The organism is Paenibacillus ilasis, assembly GCF_043195395.1.
Classification (GTDB): Bacteria; Bacillota; Bacilli; order Paenibacillales; family Paenibacillaceae; genus Paenibacillus_AQ; species Paenibacillus_AQ lautus.
Genome location: NZ_JBHDJG010000008.1, coordinates 46,435 through 64,240, shown reverse-complemented (window position 1 = coordinate 64,240; position 17,806 = coordinate 46,435). Strand labels below are relative to the sequence as shown.

At 48.9% G+C, this 17,806-nt stretch carries 17 protein-coding genes and 2 riboswitches; of the genes, 5 read left to right on the top strand and 12 right to left on the bottom strand.

Annotated elements, in window-relative coordinates:
• Nucleotides 1-76: 76 nt before the first annotated feature.
• Complete coding sequence (gene tadA / locus ACETK5_RS32045) at nt 77-571, bottom strand: tRNA adenosine(34) deaminase TadA (protein WP_394059683.1); 495 nt, start codon at nt 569-571, stop codon at nt 77-79.
• Nucleotides 572-933: 362 nt separating this feature from the next.
• On the opposite strand from tadA, the gene ACETK5_RS32040 reads away from it, so the two are divergent.
• Both ACETK5_RS32040 and rluF read left to right on the top strand, forming a co-directional pair.
• Complete coding sequence (locus tag ACETK5_RS32040) at nt 934-3,228, top strand: ATP-binding protein (protein ID WP_326118183.1); 2,295 nt, start codon at nt 934-936, stop codon at nt 3,226-3,228.
• A gap of 33 nt (nt 3,229-3,261) precedes the next feature.
• Nucleotides 3,262-3,966 carry a 23S rRNA pseudouridine(2604) synthase RluF gene (rluF, locus tag ACETK5_RS32035; RefSeq protein WP_394059682.1) on the top strand — a complete coding sequence of 235 codons (705 nt, stop codon included), beginning with the start codon at nt 3,262-3,264 and terminating at the stop codon, nt 3,964-3,966.
• A gap of 112 nt (nt 3,967-4,078) precedes the next feature.
• Here rluF and motB read toward each other — a convergent pair whose 3' ends face one another.
• Together motB and motA are read right to left on the bottom strand one after the other, a co-directional pair.
• Entirely contained in the window at nt 4,079-4,885 is an 807-nt protein-coding gene (motB, locus tag ACETK5_RS32030) for a flagellar motor protein MotB (protein WP_071221115.1), read from the bottom strand.
• Nucleotides 4,869-5,669, bottom strand: coding sequence for a flagellar motor stator protein MotA (motA, locus tag ACETK5_RS32025; RefSeq protein WP_100541615.1), 801 nt, complete (start codon nt 5,667-5,669; stop codon nt 4,869-4,871). The genes motB and motA overlap by 17 nt, the downstream gene beginning before the upstream one ends.
• Nucleotides 5,670-5,860: 191 nt before the next feature.
• Here motA and ACETK5_RS32020 point away from each other — a divergent pair, with 191 nt between their 5' ends.
• Both ACETK5_RS32020 and ACETK5_RS32015 read left to right on the top strand, forming a co-directional pair.
• The gene (locus tag ACETK5_RS32020) at nt 5,861-6,154 is read left to right on the top strand and encodes a hypothetical protein (RefSeq protein WP_394059681.1); all 294 of its coding nucleotides are present in this window, start codon (nt 5,861-5,863) and stop codon (nt 6,152-6,154) included.
• 109 nt (nt 6,155-6,263) lie between these two features.
• Entirely contained in the window at nt 6,264-6,578 is a 315-nt protein-coding gene (locus ACETK5_RS32015) for a 4a-hydroxytetrahydrobiopterin dehydratase (RefSeq protein WP_009595556.1), read from the top strand.
• Between the two features lie 101 nt (nt 6,579-6,679).
• On the opposite strand, the gene ACETK5_RS32010 is transcribed toward ACETK5_RS32015, so the two are convergent.
• The 6 genes from ACETK5_RS32010 to ACETK5_RS31985 form a co-directional block, all read right to left on the bottom strand.
• Entirely contained in the window at nt 6,680-7,036 is a 357-nt protein-coding gene (locus tag ACETK5_RS32010) for a c-type cytochrome (RefSeq protein ID WP_006207476.1), read from the bottom strand.
• Nucleotides 7,037-7,197: 161 nt separating this feature from the next.
• On the bottom strand, nt 7,198-7,698 hold the full coding sequence (locus tag ACETK5_RS32005; protein WP_100541614.1) for a GNAT family N-acetyltransferase: 501 nt from the start codon (nt 7,696-7,698) through the stop codon (nt 7,198-7,200).
• 137 nt (nt 7,699-7,835) lie between these two features.
• On the bottom strand, nt 7,836-8,309 hold the full coding sequence (locus ACETK5_RS32000) for a C40 family peptidase (RefSeq protein WP_100541625.1): 474 nt from the start codon (nt 8,307-8,309) through the stop codon (nt 7,836-7,838).
• A 5-nt stretch (nt 8,310-8,314) separates the two neighbouring features.
• Nucleotides 8,315-8,454, bottom strand: a riboswitch (cyclic di-AMP (ydaO/yuaA leader).
• Between the two features lie 392 nt (nt 8,455-8,846).
• On the bottom strand, nt 8,847-9,320 hold the full coding sequence (locus ACETK5_RS31995; RefSeq protein WP_100541613.1) for a C40 family peptidase: 474 nt from the start codon (nt 9,318-9,320) through the stop codon (nt 8,847-8,849).
• A gap of 3 nt (nt 9,321-9,323) precedes the next feature.
• A riboswitch (cyclic di-AMP (ydaO/yuaA leader) is annotated at nt 9,324-9,463 on the bottom strand.
• Nucleotides 9,464-9,811: 348 nt separating this feature from the next.
• Nucleotides 9,812-10,639 (bottom strand): hypothetical protein, encoded by an 828-nt coding sequence (locus ACETK5_RS31990; protein ID WP_394059680.1) that lies wholly within the window; start codon nt 10,637-10,639, stop codon nt 9,812-9,814.
• An 11-nt stretch (nt 10,640-10,650) separates the two neighbouring features.
• Complete coding sequence (locus tag ACETK5_RS31985) at nt 10,651-12,642, bottom strand: M1 family metallopeptidase (protein ID WP_100541611.1); 1,992 nt, start codon at nt 12,640-12,642, stop codon at nt 10,651-10,653.
• Nucleotides 12,643-12,790: 148 nt separating this feature from the next.
• Between ACETK5_RS31985 and ACETK5_RS31980 the strand changes: the two genes are divergently transcribed.
• Nucleotides 12,791-13,309, top strand: coding sequence for a YwhD family protein (locus ACETK5_RS31980; protein ID WP_100541610.1), 519 nt, complete (start codon nt 12,791-12,793; stop codon nt 13,307-13,309).
• A gap of 94 nt (nt 13,310-13,403) precedes the next feature.
• On the opposite strand, the gene ACETK5_RS31975 is transcribed toward ACETK5_RS31980, so the two are convergent.
• The 3 genes from ACETK5_RS31975 to ACETK5_RS31965 all read right to left on the bottom strand — a co-directional run bounded on the left by ACETK5_RS31975 (nt 13,404) and on the right by ACETK5_RS31965 (nt 17,401).
• Nucleotides 13,404-14,573: a copper amine oxidase N-terminal domain-containing protein gene (locus ACETK5_RS31975; protein WP_394059679.1), complete on the bottom strand. Its 1,170-nt coding sequence runs from the start codon at nt 14,571-14,573 to the stop codon at nt 13,404-13,406.
• A 182-nt stretch (nt 14,574-14,755) separates the two neighbouring features.
• On the bottom strand, nt 14,756-17,017 hold the full coding sequence (locus ACETK5_RS31970) for a heavy metal translocating P-type ATPase (protein WP_394059678.1): 2,262 nt from the start codon (nt 17,015-17,017) through the stop codon (nt 14,756-14,758).
• On the bottom strand, nt 17,018-17,401 hold the full coding sequence (locus ACETK5_RS31965; protein WP_100541607.1) for an ArsR/SmtB family transcription factor: 384 nt from the start codon (nt 17,399-17,401) through the stop codon (nt 17,018-17,020).
• Nucleotides 17,402-17,806: the final 405 nt, after the last annotated feature.

The following is a 17,806-nucleotide window of genomic DNA, read 5'->3' as shown; positions in this document are numbered from 1 at the left end:
CTCATCACAGACACCAAAACCCGGCCGTCATGGCCGGGTTTTTTTACGTTTCTATACATATTTCTCTACATAAGGATTATATTTTCCCGCGCAAACGTCGGAAGAACTGGGTGAGTAGGGATGCGCATTCTTCCTGCAGCACGCCCTCAACCACGTGAGTCCGGTGATTAAAACGCGGCTCTTGAAGCAAATTCATCAGTGTGCCGGCACAACCGGCTTTGGGATCGCCAGTGCCATAGATCAGCTGTGGGACCCGGGATTGGACGATAGCTCCTGCACACATGGGACAGGGCTCCAGCGTCACGTACAACCGGCAGTCGAGCAGCCGCCAAGCTCCAAGATGTTTGCTTGCTTCACGGATCGCTACCATCTCGGCATGGGCCGTACCATCATGAGTCGTTTCACGCAAATTGTAACCACGGCCAATAATCTCATCACCCCGCACGATGACAGCGCCGATTGGAACTTCACCGAGTTCTTCGGCTTTCCGTGCTTCCTTGATGGCTTCTCTCATCCAGCGTTCATGATTATCGTTATCCACAGCCAGTGGGTCTATTGAATTTGATATCAAACTAAAGTCTCCTTTCACAGCCCGTTAAAACCCTGTATTTATACCCAATGTTCAACGAACATTTATTCGTTTGTTAACATGTTGTGGACAAAATTGTGGATAACTAAAATATTATACACAAGGTTATACACATTATCCCCAGATAAGTTGTGTATTTGTGCGCAATCTGTGGATACGTTGTTTGTTTTACCGGGAATGGCCTCTTATATTGTAAGGATTCCCTATTTCAATAGCAATGCGATTGTGGAAAAAAGCATATAGTCATCAAGTCGCTTGTCTTTTCAAACGTTCCTGATCAAGGTATCATGAGGGTATTAGATTCGCAAGTCGTCTATGTGACAGCAGAAAGGTGAAGATGCCACTTGTCGATTAAGACGAAATTATCGATGATCATGTCCATATCGGTATTATTTATTCTTCTGCTCAACATTACGCTGAACTATTACACGACCCAGGAAAATTTGCAGCAGGATAGTGAAACCAAAATGGTGATGGCTGCTACGCAGATTGCCATCACGGTCCAGCAAACCGGCTTTAGTTCTGCATATGTGGATAACATATTCGGTGATATGCTGAAGGTGGCCGCGGTCAATGCGGCAAAAGCTTTGGATCCGGATATTAACAATATAACCAATTCGCAATTGGTGGAATTGAGTAAGGAGATCGGCGTCACCCACATTTCGCTATTGGTCCGGACGAATGATGATATCGTTGTTGCCCGATCCTCCTCTCAAGATGAAATCGGCCTTTCCACAAAGAACTGGGGGTACTGGCATACGGCTTTTCAAGAATTGTTCCAGTATGGTAAAGTCGTATCCGTTTCCGAGGGTCAGCGCGCCGATCATTTTTGGTCAGGACCGTTTGAGTTCTCCACATCCAATCCGGAGTTCATTGATAAATGGGGATACTATTACGATAGCAAGCGCAATTATATTATTGATCCCTACATAAGGAATTCGAATATCAAGGACTTTGTGAAGATAACAAGCCCGGATACGGTTGTGAAGGAAACGTTGAAGTCGAATCCGCGAATATTGGAAGTAACAGGCATCAACCCTGAAACGTTTGGCAATGAATATATGAGAGAAGATGGAACGGATGACGTTCATCACAAGCTTCGCAATCGCCCCATTACATTCGGCACCTACGACTATGGAAGCCTGGACCAAGATGCGGAAGCTGTGAAGAGGGCTGTTTCTACCAGCGATAATGTGGTGTTTGTCAGTACCATCAATAATAAGAAGGTGCTAAAAAGCTTCATCCCCATCGTATCTGAAAATAAACCGACCAGTGTCATCAGTGTTGTCATGGATTATGAAGCCATCTCCTCCGTAATGAGGGAGCAGATGATCAGTCTTGTGGCCATCTCATTGGTTTTATTGGAAATCGTGATATTCGGCAGTTATATTGTTGCGGGGTATTTTACCAAGCCGATTCAGGCCATCCTGGGGACGGTAAACGATGTCTCGGATGGTCACTTTGATCGAAGGCTGGAGGTAAGCAGCCGGGACGAGCTGGGGCAGCTTGCGGGTCGAATCAATGCGATGACACGTAATTTGGGTAACTATACGAGCCAGTTGAAGCAAATGGTCGATGAGAATCAATCCGTTAAGGAATATCTGGAGTCGGTCATTAATCAGACAGCCGATGCCATTCATACAACCGATACCTATGAACGGGTTATTAGTGTGAATAAAGCGTTTGAGCAATTGTATGGTTGGAAGGCGCACGAAGTGGTTGGACGGAAGCTTGCACTTGTGCCTCCGGCCAAAGAGGAAGAAGAAAAGGAACGCATCCGCCGCCTGCGGGCCGGTGAACGGCTTCCTCCGGTGGAGACGGTCCGTCTTCGCAAAGATGGAAGCACGATCGAGGTCAGTATCAGCACCTCGCTGGTGCACGACGAGAACGGTGAGGTTACCTCCATGATTAGCGTGTCTCGGGATGTGACGGAACGCAATCGGATCGAGGAGCTGCTGCGTCGTTCGGAGAAGCTCAATACCGTTGGCCAGTTGGCTGCCGGCGTTGCTCATGAGATCCGAAATCCGCTTACGACGCTCCGTGGATTTCTGCAGCTTCAGCAGCAGACCCACAAAGTTAATCCGGACCATATTGATCTAATGCTGTCGGAGCTGGATCGAATTAACCTCATTGTCAGTGAATTTCTGATATTAGCGAAGCCGCAGGCGATTCATTTCCAAGAGAGGGATGTCCGAGTCATCATGGGAGATGTCATTTCATTCCTTGACAGCCAAGCCCATTTGTACGGTATCGAATTCAAATTGAAATTTACTGATGAACCAACGTACGTACACTGTGAGGAGAACCAGCTCAAGCAGGTGTTTATCAATTTGCTCAAAAATGCGATTGAAGCGATGCCGGATGGCGGCAGTATCTGGATTGAGCTTTCAAGACCGAAGGGCGAATGGGTACAAATCGATATTCGGGATGAAGGTCAAGGCATTCCGGAGGATCTGATGCCGCATCTTGGCGAGCCTTTTATTACAAATAAAGAGACGGGCACAGGACTAGGATTGATGGTAAGCCAGCGTATTATTCAGGGCCACCGGGGTATGATGGAAATCGAGAGTGAAGTGGGAGTAGGAACCAAGGTGAGCATGGTTCTGCCTGCGGTTCAGCGGAATGCAATTGAGGGTTAAGCAAGAAGTAGTTACAGATAAGGGGATGGCATCTTGAGAATCAATAAATTTATCAGTGAAACGGGATATTGCTCACGTCGTGAAGCGGACAAGTTGGTGGAGAGCGGGAAAGTTACCATTAATGGCGTGGTGGCAGTCCTGGGAAGCCAGGCAGAGGAAGGCGACGATGTGCGTATCCAGGGAAAGCCGCTTCAGGATAAGAAGAAGCAACATGTGTATATTGCTCTTAATAAGCCGGTCGGGATTACAAGCACCACCGAACCGCATATTAAGGGCAATATTGTAGACTTCGTAGGTCATAACGAGCGTATTTTTCCTATAGGACGATTGGATAAGGACTCCGAGGGACTGATTTTGCTGACGAATGATGGGGATATCGTCAATAAGATCCTTCGCTCCGAGGGGAAACATGAGAAAGAATACATTGTGACGGTGGATCGCCCGGTAACGGAATCCTTCCTTAGCGGGATGTCCAGCGGCGTAAAAATTTTAGGTGAGATGACGCTGCCCTGTAAGGTCACTCGAATGTCCGAGCGTGTATTCCGAATCATTCTGACAGAGGGTAAGAATCGTCAAATCCGCAGAATGTGCAGCGCTTTTGGTTATGAGGTCCGAAAGTTACAGCGAATCCGGATTATGAATATCCGTCTTGGCAGTCAACGTATCGGCTCATGGCGCGATCTTAACGAGAAGGAAAAGGAAGAGCTTGGCCGGCTGCTGAACTACAGGCTCGAGTAGCTGGCTGGAATACTCTTATTACCTTAAACAAAAACAACCGATGGGATCTGGAGACCAGATGCATCGGTTGTTTATTGTGTGTTATAGTCTGTAGGGACCGTTCCCTTTTGGGTTATTCATTCACGCTTGTAAAGGTCGCGCTATCCTGGTATTTACGTATAATGGATACCTCGACTCTGCGGTTCTTCGCTCGTCCAGCAGCGGTATTGTTATCGGCAATCGGATGGTATTCACCATAACCGATCGGCATGAACCGTTTAGGGTCCAGCTCCGAGTTGGTTAGCAAAATCTTCATGAACTGCAAGGCCCGATCCGAGCTTAAATCCCAGTTCGATGGATATCGGCTGTTCGAGATTGGCACATTATCCGTATGACCGGATACAATGATTTCATAGTCCGGGAACTTGTGAAGCATTTGCGAGATGGCCTTCGCCAGTTTACGGGCCTCCGGCTTCACAACGGCCTCACCGGAAGGGAACAGGGCGTTATCCCGTATCGTAATGACAAGCTGGGAGTGGTTCAACTTGGTGCTGAGCTCCGAGGTTAAACCGTTATTCTTAATATAATTATCGAGCTGCTTCTTCAGCTTCTCCAGATCCTGTTGCTCCTGACGCATCAGTTCTGCACGTCGTTGGTCAGGTGTTGTTGCGGGAACGGAAGGTGATGTCGCTTTATGATCCTTAATATTAGGCGGATCATCGCTGGATTCCGTTTTGCTGTAGTCCAGCACCCCGGTTCCGCCGGTAAGAGCAACGCTGAAGGCTTCGCTCATTTCTTGAAATTTGCGTGCATCCGTCGCGCTCATGGCGTACAGCACCAGGAACAGGGCCAGAAGCAAGGTCAGTAGGTCTGCGTAAGGAAGAAGCCAGGATTCGTCGGCATGCTCCTCATGCGGCTCGTGTCTAGTCTTTTTGCTCACTAGCACCAGCCTCCCTCTCGCTGAGCTCAGCCCGTTCGGACGGTGTCAGGAACACGGAGAGCTTTTGATTGATTGCAATGGTGGATACACCGGATTGAATGGACAGCAAGCCTTCTACCATCATCAGGCGGATTTCAACCTCACGTTTGGATAGACGCTTGAGTTTATTCGCAATCGGGTGACAGATGACATAACCAGTGAAGATACCGAGCAGGGTAGCAATAAATGCAGCCCCGATGGCATGGGCGAGTTCGCCCATATCTTCCATGTGGGATAGTGCAGCGATCAAACCGATAACGGCTCCAAGTACCCCGAGGGAAGGTGCATACATACCGGCCTGGGAGAAGATCAATGAGCCGGAACGATGGCGCTCTTCGGTGGCATTAATATCTTCCATTAATACATCACGTACGAATTCCTGATCGTTGCCGTCAATGATCATGCGCATCCCATTACGCAGGAAGCTGTCATCAATCTCATCGACTTTGGTTTCCAGAGCCAGCAGTCCTTCACGGCGTGTGATCGAAGCCCATTCCATAAACAGCTTGATCATATCCGTTTTGTCCATCAGATTCTGTTTCACGAAGGTCATCTTGACCAGCTTCGGAATCTTTTTCAGCTCGACTAGCGGAAATCCGATGAATAAAGTTGCTGCCGTACCGCCAAGAATGATTAGATAGGCTGCCGGATTATACAAAGCGAGAAGGGAGGCACCTTTCAGGATCATGCCCACCAGTACCGCGACGATACCGATTATTAAGCCTATAATTGTTGAAATTTCCATACCACACCTCATCCGTGAGAAATAAAATAACGAATCCATTCGTCAGAACGGCTCTCATGGAGAACCGGGCCCCTTATGTGGGGCGTTATCCTATTTATCGTCAGGTCGGGCTTTTTTTTTTAGTTGTAATTTCCGGTATAATGGAAGGAAGGGAAACGAAGCTAAGTACGGCAAGGAAAGGAGTGATTAAGATGGGCGTTAAGCACGGAAGGGATTATGGCGAAATTCTGGCAGAACTAACCGAGGCGGTCGGGCGAATTTCCGACAGCTATGTCTTCTTTGAAATGGAAGCTGAGGATTGGGGCAATCTGGGTGTAGCCGAGCAAAATGAGGTTCATGAGGCGCTGGCAGAGGATTTGTTTTATGCGCTGGGCACAGAGCCGGTGATTAACGTTGGCAGCGGCGTGGTCATGCATGATCAGACGAACCATCGAATACATATTTTGATCGGTGAAGAAGAGTTGGCTTTTGTGGCCCTTGTGTAATCACTCCAGTTATCAACGGATACAGGGCAGAATAGAATAGATGACAGATAGCCCATATTACGTGTCAGTCGGCTTTAAGATAGGTTTTTTTCGGGGAGGAAGATAAAAGATGCTTTATACGCAGCAAGAAGTAGAGGCTCATCTGGAAAAGCTTGAGGGTTGGGAATTTGAACAAGGGAGATGGATCGTACGGAAGTATACCTTCTCCTCCTTCATGAAGGGAATTGCTTTTGTTGATGAAGTGGCAGCTATTTCGGAAGCTTTCGGACATCACCCCTACATCACCATAGATTATAAAGTCGTTACACTTCGTCTCACTTCTTGGGACGACGGTGGCATTACGGCTGTGGATATTAAGGAAGCGCAGCAGTTTAACGAAGCCTATGAGAAGAGTCGTTCGAAGGACGGCAAGTCGGGACAATAGAAGGGGAAGACGGTAAGTCCCCTTGGAGGTCCCGAATATGTAAAAACACGCTTGCCCCAGGAAGAACTCCAGGTGCAGGCGTGTTTTGCGTATAAGCTGATTTATTTTTTCTCAGCAAGGTACAGCGCGATGTTTGCGATTTCTTCAGGCTTAAGTTGATCTTTAAAGGAAGGCATTCCCTTACGACCTTTGGTTACAACGTTGAAGATCGCGTCCGCATCCATGTGTCCGCCCACTTGATTCAAAGCCGGTCCAGCGCCGCCTTGAAGTTGGTCGCCGTGACAGCTAATGCAGCTTGCTTTCAGTGTAGCTTCCGCTGCGGCAGCATCGAGAGTCACTTCCGGCATGGTCGGCTTCTCTTCCTGAGCTACCTGTTCCTTACCTGGGAGCGTAAACATCAGCGCAATAGCCAACGCACATGCGACGAAGAACAATCCGCTCATGATCCATTTTTGCATCGTCATATCGTCCCTTCTATGTATACTGCACTTTTGCACTTGTCTCCATTATAAACCAACATCCATAGACAGCATAGCCAGTTGTGACAAAAAAAGCAACTATACGGCGTGGCTTCATAAAAAGTACACAAAATTGTGCTTTTTCATATAGACAAAGATTACTATTCCTCATTTGCCGGGGGCTCATACACCATACAATGGAAAAGGGCGTTACCCGTTGGCGTAAGCCGCTCGTACGTATCGGTGATGTGAAAGCCCGCCCTTTGATAAGCGCGAATCGCACGCTCATTCCAGGTCAACACCTCCAGGTCAATTTCGTCGGCAGGGCGCCTCCGCCTGGCTTCCCGGACAATCGTCTGCATAAACCGTTTACCCATTCCACGCCCGCACCAATCAGGCCGCATGCCAAGTCCGATTCGTGTAACCTCATGCATCGGAAACAGTTGGGCAAACCCCCAAAGGGCCTCCCATTCATCCAGAATCGAGATGTACTGCCTCTGGCGAATGTCCGGATCGCCAAACTCCACCTCAAGCCCTTTCATCTGCTCCCAGGGAAGAAAGCCATAGATATTATAGGGAGGAGGATAGGTCCAGGCGCATATTTCTTCCGCGTGCTCTTCACGCATGATTACAGTGTGAAATGAAATCGGTGTTGCATCCATTTGCGAAATCCTCCTATCGTATGCATGAATAATAACCATTTTACGAATATTCAAGTCACATCAAAAAGCCCGTCAAAGAGAGGTAAGGGCTCCTTTAACGGGCAAGCAGTATGTATAGGATGATTAGCCTCTATAACTTAGGATGTTTCACCGGTTGACTCTTCATACTTATCATTGCTCATAATACGCTTCGCACCCACGTATCGCTGATCATAGTACTCCTCTGAAAGGCGGTTAATTACCACGCCGCGGTTGGAGGAGGCATGGGCAAATTTGTCATCGCCGACATAAATGCCGACGTGGGAGATGCCCTGGCCCGATGTGTTGAAAAACACTAAATCGCCAGCGCGCAGCTCCTTACGGGATACACTTGTCCCCATGTCGAATTGAGAGCCGGATTGATGCGGTAGCTTCAGACCGAGTTTAGCATATACATACATGGTGAAGCCGGAACAGTCAAATCCGCTCGTGGTCGTGCCGCCGTAGCTGTATTTTGTACCTAGCACCTTATCGATTTCGTGATCCAGCGCACGATCCGCAAACACGCTGCCAACGCCCAAAGTGAACAACAGCGTGATACTCAGGGCTGCTGTCGATAATGTTTTCTTCAGCATGGAAAGCTCCTTTTCGTTGCCTGCGAGGTTAGCTTGAGGGTTCGGTTGAAGGTTCCCTATGATCTCTTGACGGCAAGATCAATTCACCCGTGGGTTGGTTCCCCCGCTTCCCGTTCGGCCGGGAATTCGGCATAGCAATCTATGATTAAAGCACTTACATTAATGACAAAGTTGTTACTGCGTCCATTCTATCAGACAGCAAGCGAGATTGGCAATTATTTCTTGGTGAATTTCGCTATTTTTCAATAGCATTAGCCGTCGAAGCATCGGATAAAATCAATATTTTTCCAAAATGGGTGTTTAATGAAGGGAGAGAAGGGTATATAAAGGGTAGAAGATGTGAAGACATGGCGAAGTGAAGTGAACTTGTAGAATAAATTTCATTTTTTTTCGAAAAGCGGGAACTTTTCCGTTGTCCTGAACGTTATAAAGGTATAGACAGAATAAACAAAAGAAAAAAGCCGCTGGATGAGATCGGCACAATCTCATAAGCCCAGGGCTTTCTTGTAAGAGTAAATCAATAAAGTTCCAACATTAATTGTAGTTCACAGCTACAGATTTGTACGTATTTTGACTCATAATTCTCTTAGCGCCTACATATCGGTTGGCATAATAGCTCTGGCTTAGCGGACTGATAATGACACCACGCGAAGATGAGGAATGAGCGAATTTGCCGCTCCCAACATATATACCCACATGAGATACACCTCTACCGGATGTGTTGAAGAACACGAGATCGCCAGCTTTCAGGTTGCTCTTGGATACTGCCGTACCTACTTTGTATTGAGCTGCAGATGTACGCGGCAGGCTAAGGCCAAGCTTCTTGTAAACATAGCTGGTGAATCCGGAGCAGTCAAAACCATTCGTTGTGGTTCCGCCTGTTTTATAAGAGACACCAATGGCTGGTTTGATTGCAGTATTTAATTTGGAATCGGCGAAAGCGCTTCCGGTCCCTAATGTGAGTGCGAGTGCGAGGCCTAGAGAAACAGCCGTTAACTTCTTTTTCAAAACAAAAGCTCCTTCCATTGCCTGCGAGGTTAGCTTAAGGGTTCGGTTGAAGGTCCCCTATGATCCCTCTCTTGCGAGATCAATTCACCCAAAACGGATCCCCCGCTTCCCATATCGTTATGGGAATTCGGCTCCTTAAAATGTTGATGAACCCATTCATTGACGTCTGACGTTCCAACATAGATAACGAATTTACATCGTTCCAACAAAAAGTTACAGTAAAGATGACAAAGTTGTTACTAACATATTCGTTATTTTAGCAGAGTATTAACAATTTGGCAAACGAGGAAAGATCATTTTTAAACAAAAAAACCTGTCCCCATCTTGGGGAAACAGGTTTTTTTGTAATTTGGCGCTCAGAAATTTGTAATATAGAGGATAAATGAACTCTTATTCTTTGTAAAATCAAGACCCGGATAGAAACGTGTCACTTCGGATTACAGCTTATTCGCGAGCATGTTTCATCATTTCAGGGTAACGAATTGTAACGATTAAGGATGCGATGAGGAGGAATCTCTCCACAAATGATATTGAGCGGAAATTACCCAAATTTGGAAAAGTCCATTCAGAAAATAAGAGGCCTGCTGAATAATTAAGCCGATCAACCCGGCCCAGAAGAGCGAAGCCGAGCTCAGGAGCAACAGAATGACACAGGCGGATCCGCCGATGGTGATGGATAACAGCACTGCCGTGCCCAAGCGGCGGAAGAGCGCATGGAGAGAGCTGATCATACCAAAGTCTCCCGTGCGCCCGAACTGCATATAGAGCAATAACAGGCGGATTAGATAGGCGTACAAGAACCAGCCAACGGCATACGGCAGTGCATGAAGGGGCAGAACAGGCTCCTGAATCCCATTTAGCAGAATCGGAAGAATTTTGGGCAGAAGCCAGTAACCGGGCACAAAGGTGAGAATAAGCTCAATCAGATAGAATAGCGTTACAGGTTTCCACAGTTTGCGCATGCCAGTGAAGAAGAATAAACCACGCTCGCCCTTGGCTTCCTGGTGAAGGTTGTAGAAGATGCCGGCCCGAATGAGCGGGGTGAGAACCATCCGGATCAGGAGCAAACCGGCCAGAAGCCATCCGTAGGTGTGGACCGTGCTGCTCAGGGTTAGGCTCATCTCGCCCTCATAGAAGAATAACAGACGGCTGAGCTCGTTAGGGGCAGAATCCGGATATCGCATCAGAAGGGGAACGACTGCCGATTTTACGAGTCGGTACAGGCAGTATCCCCACAGCAAACGGTATAAGAAGAGCAGAATCGAGACGTATAGCTGGTCTTTAACACTGGTCCACCCTTGGCCTGCGTAACTTTTCATGTGCTCCCCCCTCACCATGACAGGCTGCCGAACAGCGTCTCCACAAGCTTGGTAATACTGAGATTCCAGCGTGTAACCACCTTCGGATCCATTCCTGCCTTCATATAGTTATTGATGTGTTTGTTCTCCAGGACGATGGAGTATTTGGGATCAACCATGGCCCAGGCGAGCGGAGTGCTGTACTCCAGGGTGTAAGTAACTTTGCCGTCCTTGCCGCTCCAGGTCCGCTCCACCGTTTTGCCATCCTCAAAGGCGAACACGATCGGCACATTGGTTATATCCCCGTCCTTGCTCGTAATCTTGACCGTAGACTCATAACGAGGATGTTCCGCCGTGCCTTTATTTTTGGTTTTGATCACGTCGATGGCGACATCCGCCATCTGGCTTCCATATACATATTGGTCAAAATACGGCTGCCAGGACGTTTTGCTTACTTGCTCTACAACTTTCTGGAAGTCGGACGTGGTCGGATGCTTGAACCGGTATTTCTGGGCATACGTATGAAGAATCTTCTCCATCATCTGCGGACCGACCTGCCGTTCGATGCCTTGCAGCACCAGCTTGCCCCTCGTGTAAACATTCAGTGCGTAGTTTTCGTGGGAGCTGTATTTCCAGGATTCCATCTTCAGCGGTGCAGGGGAAGTAATGGATGCTCCCTGAGCTGCCGTATTGGAGGTAATACCGTATTCTTTTTCCATCACTCGTTCTTCAGCATAGGTTGCAAAGGCCTCGTCCAGCCACGCTTCCTCAAATTCATTACTTGCGATCATTCCGTAAAAATATTGATGGGCGATCTCATGAATGACGGTCCGCTCCAGCTCATATCCCGGCGAATCGTTTTTGGCACCGAAGGCCGTGACCAGCGTCGGGTATTCCATGCCGCCTGCCCCGTTGCCCGATTCCGGCGGAACGACGATGGACAACGTGGAATACGGATAGGTTCCGTACCATTTTCCAAACGAAGCGAGTGCCGACTTGGCGGCATCAAAGTAACGCTCCTTTAAGTCTTTATGGGCCGGATCGAGATACAGCTTGATGCGGACCCCCGGTACGCCTGGTGCGGAGAATGCTTCTTCTGCCGTGACAAAGTTTGGCGATGCCGACCAGGCAAAATCATGCACATCATCCGCATAGAATTGATAAATTTTTTCCCCGTTTGATTTTTGGGCAGGCTTGGTAGGGAATCCGGTCGCCGCGACAATGTAATTTTCGGGCACTCGGATGCGAACGCTGTAGATGCCGAAGTTCGAATAGAATTCGGAGTTGCCATGGTATTGATGAAGATTCCAGCCTTCCTCTGTTCTTCCGCGAAGACCAGCGGGTTCATAGACCGAAAGTTTAGGAAACCATTGGCCGGCCATAATAAAATTCTCGGTGGTTCCCATGCGAGCAAATATTTTGGGAAGTTCGACCTCGAACTCCAAGTGAATGGTAACACTCTCCCCGCTCTTGATGGGTTTAGGCAGCCGGAGCTTGGCAAGGCTGTGATCCTTGATGTTGCCGTCATCCGGTTGAACAAATTGAAGGCGATGGGTCAGGGCCAGTCCTTCGGTTGTTTTCACGCTGGTAATGGCCATGGAGCCGTATCCGTCGTCTGGCATGGGATCGGAACGAAGCCTGCCGCCCGATTCCTTCATAAAGGTCGTGTCATTGGAAGCAAATGCATTGGGATACAGATGAAAGTACAGCTCGTTTACGCTTTTTTTGCCTGGATGAGTCCAAGTGAGTGTCTGTTTGCCCTTAAGCTTGTTCTCCTCAGGCTCGTACCGAACATCCATATGATATTCCACCAGCCGGTCGCTTAAGGCCGGAGCGGGAATATTAGGCTGCACCTTAGGCGGTGAGAGCGGGGCCTTCTCCACGGCAGAGGCGGAGGGCTTGCCCGCATTTGGGGCAAGAGCAGACGCTGAGGACCCTGGATTCAGAAATATCGGCATCGATCCTGCAAGCAAACCTATGGCAAGCAGGGATGATAGAAAGACTTTGGCACGTGGTGGGACCATATCGAACAACCTCCCGTTGACAAGCATCTAGTGCATGTATATGTTTGCTTTTGGGGGATTATTAGTTAAAATAAAATTATTGGGACATGGGTTATCAATTTAGCAGCTGATACGTATGAATCGGCTCTGATATAGGAGGTCGGCAGCAGTGGAGAATGAAGAGCAGAAGCAGGGTGCGAAGAAACCGATTGCTTTGAATATTATTAATAGCAAGAGTAAACATAAGGGGTTTGGATCAGGCTCCATCGATCTGAACAGTTTGTCGCCCGTCATTATCGACAATGGCGAAGCCCGAGTGGACATTGGAGCCATGCACGCCAAGAGTAAGGTGGAGAAGGGCATCCGTTTCAGCATGAACCGGGATGAAGTACCCAACGGACGCCAGGTGTGGATCGTGTGGGTAGCTGTAGATCGTACCGCGGAGGGACAGCATTATGCAGGCATGACCGCCTGTGAAATGTGGATTGACCACGAGGCCCGCCGCGGCTGGAAGATCCTCGCCGATCATGTGAATAAAATGGATGCGGCGATGAAGCGCAAGATTATTCTGGATGGGCTTGGCGACGTGGAGAAGAGAGCGCTGCGTGAGCTGCTGATTTCGCGTAACGAGGAATGGTGGAATGCATCCCCAGAGGAAATTAAGGAAGCCCTTCGAACCGAGGAATAATACAATAAATGAAAGCATTGTTCTAGATGCGCAAGTGAAAAGACCGGTTGGATTCGTGATCGAATCCTGCCGGTCTTTTTGTAATTGCGTATGGTTAGAATGGAAGAGCGTAGGTCAGTTTTTCTTTTTGATCGAGAAACGGATTTTTGTATTGGAGCGTCAGCTTGCCGCCGGCATATCCGATATACGTAAGACCGTCACCAATGAAGCCCACCTCGTTCGGCGGCATTTCCTCAATGACCTTGATGGTTTCCTCGTCCAGAAGTTCAGGATAGATAAGCTCGGCTGTCTTGCCTGTCGGATGAACGATATACAGGGTCGCCTTCGTGTATGGTCGGACGAGCAGGAAGTCCTGTTCGATCGCTTCTACAACAAAATGATCCTTTACTCCCGTGAGCGCGGCCAGGTCATAAGTTTTGACCGTTTTGCCCGTCGGATGAACCAGCTCCAGCGTGCTGCCGTTCATCATGGCAATATTGCCTTTGTAGCTGAGTTGGTCCGGTTTGTAGTTAATTCCGGCAAAATTGGAATGTTTGGTTTTGGATAGCTTCAGGATTTTCTTGTCCTGAATGAGCAGCCGGTATCTTCCCTCATGAATATGAGGTTCGCCGTAATAATTGGACAAGTCGACGACATAGGTATTGCTGTTGATGCGATGTGCGCTTAAGCCGACTTGATCGATTTCCTCCACCGGGATCATGCCGACTTGGGCTGGGGTGGATCCGGCTTTACCCATGGACAGCATACCATTCTCGCGATTTACCCAGAAGAGCATATTGGCCGTGGAAGCATAGGCGTATTTTGACCAAGAATCAAAGGTCGTTCTAAGTCCGGATTTGCTGTCATACTTCAGAGGGATGCCGAAGGCTTTGGTAATCAGACTGGCGGGAACATAAGTCACGCCTTTCTTCACGACCGGAGCCGCCTCGAGCTTTAGAGCGGTCCCCTTGGCATTGACTGCACGCGACTGTCCGATGATAATGCGGACAGACTGTGTCGGGCTGTTAATGTACAGCTCTTTTTTTCCGGGGATCGTCAACTGCAGCTGCAGCTGTTCGGAAACTTCCTTCAATGGAATGAATACAACGCCTTTATTCGTATAAGGTTTATGTTTCACATCCAGAGTGCTCCATGTTGCCTTGCTCTGTGATGTGGAGGCTGCTGCCGCATGGGCAGGAATCGTTGTGAGCGATGAGGACGTAAGCAATAAAGACATGGCTATGGATGCGGTACCTGCTAATTTGATAATTTGTACGGACTTCATATCATTTCCTCCTTCTGGTTTTCACTCCCGCCTATATAAACGACTAAATAATGGGAAATGTTTCACCTAAATCACGAAATCATGTAAAAAATGAGATATGCGATGGCGAGATTGGAGCTGGCGCGCCAAAGGACGAACTAAAAAAACCGGAGCTGCCCTGAAAGGGCGAAGCTCCGGTTATATCAATATCCTGATTTTAGCTCCTGATCCTTGCCAAGCAGAATGGTGAGACCAAGCAAGGTCACGATAATGGTTGCGCCCATGTCCGATATGATTGCAATCCACAGGGTCAGCCATCCCGGGATCGTAAGCAGTAAAGCAATGGCTTTCAGCGACAAGGAGAGCCCGATATTCCACTTGATAATCTGATTGACCCGTCTTGCCGTTTGGATGGCCCCTGGCAGCTTGCCAAGGTGATCCTGCATCAATACAACGTCGGCCGTTTCAATGGCACTATCCGTCCCTTTCCCCATCGCGATGCCCAGATCGGCAGCGGCCAATGCAGGGGCATCGTTAATGCCATCACCAACCATGCCGGTTTTTTTGCGGGAAGAAAGCTCCTTGATCTTGGCAACCTTCTGTTCAGGCAGGAGACTTGCGAATACCCGAGATACACCGGATTGCTTCGCTATCGCCTGTGCGGACTGCTCGTGGTCGCCTGTCAGCATGACCGTATCCGTGATACCGGCCTCATGAAGCTTGCTGACGACGGTTGCCGTCTCCGGTCTGATCTCATCGGCAAGACCGAATTGGCCTAATACGCGATCCTCGCTTACGGCAGCAACGATCGTATAACCCTGGGCCTTCATTCTCCGGATGTCTTCCTCCACGGAGCTGATATGGTCTTGCGGGCCGTTCACATGCTGCAGCACTTCCTCGCTTCCGACCCAGAACAGCTTCCCTCCGATCTCAGCCCGAATGCCTTCGCCGGGCAGTACCGTTATCTGTTGAGGTTCATTAAACATGCACTGCGGATTCTTGATCTCCAGATGCTTCATGACCGCTTTAGCCAACGGATGGAGAGAGGATTGCTCCAGTGCGCCTACAACGGCATAAAATGTTGTTTCATCATATACCGTCTCCGCATAGACGGCAGGCTCACCTTTGGTCAAGGTTCCCGTCTTGTCAAAAGCGATGGCTTCCAGTCGGCCAAGCTGCTCCAGGTGGACCCCGCCTTTGATCAGAATGCCGTTGCGTGCCGCGCGGGTCATCCCGCTGACCAGTGCAATCGGAGAAGAAAGCACGAGCGAGCAAGGGCACCCGACAATGAGTATGGACAGCCCCTGATAGATCCAGGTCATCCAGGGCTGATGGAGCAGCAGCGGAGGAATCAGCGTAACTGCCAGCGCGATGATCATAATAGCGGGAGTATAGTATTTCGCGAATTTATCGATAAAGAGCTCTGTCGGCGTCTTGCTGTCCTGTGCCTCCTGTACAAGATGCATGATCTTGGCCAGGGAGGAATCCTCATAAACCTTCGAGATGGCGATATAAAGCACGCCGTCGGTGCTTACGCTGCCGCCAAATACGGTGTCGCCCTCCCGTTTCGTAACAGGCACCGATTCCCCGGTTATGGCAGCTTCGTTCACCGAGCCAGTTCCTTGGGTTATCGCTCCGTCCGAAGGAATCTTCTCGCCCGGTCTTACCCGGACAACGTCTCCGGGAGAGAGGCTCTCGATCGGCACGCGCTGGGTTTGACCGTCTTTCCATAGCTCCGCTTCCTTCGGTGCTGCGGCCAGCAGCGCTTCCATCGATTGCCGGGCTCGATTCATGCCGTAGCCTTCCAGCAGCTCGTTAAGACCAAACAGAATGGCAACCAGCGTGGCTTCCCGCCATTCCCCGATAATGACGGCGCCCACGAGCGCAACGGTCATCAGGGTATCCATATTGAATTTGAAGCGGGTCAGGTTACGCAGTCCGCGCAAGAATGTGGTGTACCCGCTCAGAATCATAGCACCTGCATATAATGCGATCACAACCGGTCCGGCGACTTTTCCTTCTAATAGAAAGGTTAGCACATAGAAAACAGCCGAGATGGACAACAGCCACTTCATTTTTCCTTCGCTGCCGTTACGGTGCTCATGAGCCTGACCGTGATCATGGTCATGTTCTTCGTCCCGTCCTTGTGCCGATCCATGAGAATGCGATGAAGGGGCATGTAGAGCAGCACCGGCGGCCGATAACGCTGTCTGCGGAGCATGAACGATGCGCGCACCGTCACTTTTCAGAATGGTTTCTACCCGGCTTAGATTCACATGAGGAGAGAGGGTAAGCTTCCCGCTGTTGTAACTCAGTCGGGCATTGTTCCCATGCTCCAGCTTCTGGATCTCTTCCTGCATTTCACGTGTACAGTTCGGGCAGGAGAGCCCCTGTACCCGGTATTCAATAAGTTCGCCGCCTGCCTCCGGAGATGATTTGGAACGTTGATGGTTATCCGTACTCATCTACATCTTCTCCTTCTGGTGCTCCAGCGTCATGTGAAGCAATGTTCGGATATGGTCATCTTTGAGGGAGTAGTATACATTCTTTCCGGCCTTGCGCGATTTGGCGATATCTTTGTTCTTCAGCGTACGCAGATGATGGGAGGCCGTTGCCGTTGAGCTTCCGAGTACTTCAGCTACATCGCAAACACACAGCTCGCCGCCACGGTCCAGCATATAAGCTACCTTGACCCGCGTCGGGTCGGCCAATGCCTTGAAGATTTCCGCCATGCCGATCATATCATCATCGGAGATCGTTTCTTTTAACAAAGCAATCCCTTCGGTTGAAGGACATTCCGTTTCGCACAGCTCAAGGGAGACTTCTTCGTTCATCGTCCGGGCATTCATAAGAACAACCTCCTTGGATTAGGAGCAATAAGCGCTCTTTATTCTATATATTCAAACGTTGATTTGATTGTTAGTCATAATATACCCGATTTACACACAATATTCAAACGGATATTTGATTGTTCACAAGCATTTCACAGTCCAAGGATGAATCGATAAGTCATATAGTATTAACCAATTCCAATGGTTAGGCGCAGTGTCGCCCCTCAGAAAATCCTTCCATTTCATATCACGCCAACTTATACTATTAGCAAAAAGATATAAAATTCGCATAGGAAGAATATTGGGCCCAAGGCGCCTCATGCACTACATAACACCCTTGCACGGGCCAAACGTTTCGACTCGAATGTGTACATTATCTAATACCTATCCTTCGATTTACGGATGTGTATGAACAGGGGAGGC

What these genes read in the sequence shown, in the direction of transcription:
- motA (WP_100541615.1), bottom strand. Translation starts at nt 5,669, where the DNA reads ATGGAAATTTCAACAATTATAGGCTTAATAATCGGTATCGTCGCGGTA.
- ACETK5_RS32020 (WP_394059681.1), top strand. Translation starts at nt 5,861, where the DNA reads ATGGGCGTTAAGCACGGAAGGGATTATGGCGAAATTCTGGCAGAACTA.
- ACETK5_RS32015 (WP_009595556.1), top strand. Translation starts at nt 6,264, where the DNA reads ATGCTTTATACGCAGCAAGAAGTAGAGGCTCATCTGGAAAAGCTTGAG.
- ACETK5_RS32010 (WP_006207476.1), bottom strand. Translation starts at nt 7,036, where the DNA reads ATGCAAAAATGGATCATGAGCGGATTGTTCTTCGTCGCATGTGCGTTG.
- ACETK5_RS32005 (WP_100541614.1), bottom strand. Translation starts at nt 7,698, where the DNA reads ATGGATGCAACACCGATTTCATTTCACACTGTAATCATGCGTGAAGAG.
- ACETK5_RS31990 (WP_394059680.1), bottom strand. Translation starts at nt 10,639, where the DNA reads ATGAAAAGTTACGCAGGCCAAGGGTGGACCAGTGTTAAAGACCAGCTA.
- ACETK5_RS31985 (WP_100541611.1), bottom strand. Translation starts at nt 12,642, where the DNA reads ATGGTCCCACCACGTGCCAAAGTCTTTCTATCATCCCTGCTTGCCATA.
- ACETK5_RS31975 (WP_394059679.1), bottom strand. Translation starts at nt 14,573, where the DNA reads ATGAAGTCCGTACAAATTATCAAATTAGCAGGTACCGCATCCATAGCC.
- ACETK5_RS31970 (WP_394059678.1), bottom strand. Translation starts at nt 17,017, where the DNA reads ATGAGTACGGATAACCATCAACGTTCCAAATCATCTCCGGAGGCAGGC.
- ACETK5_RS31965 (WP_100541607.1), bottom strand. Translation starts at nt 17,401, where the DNA reads ATGAATGCCCGGACGATGAACGAAGAAGTCTCCCTTGAGCTGTGCGAA.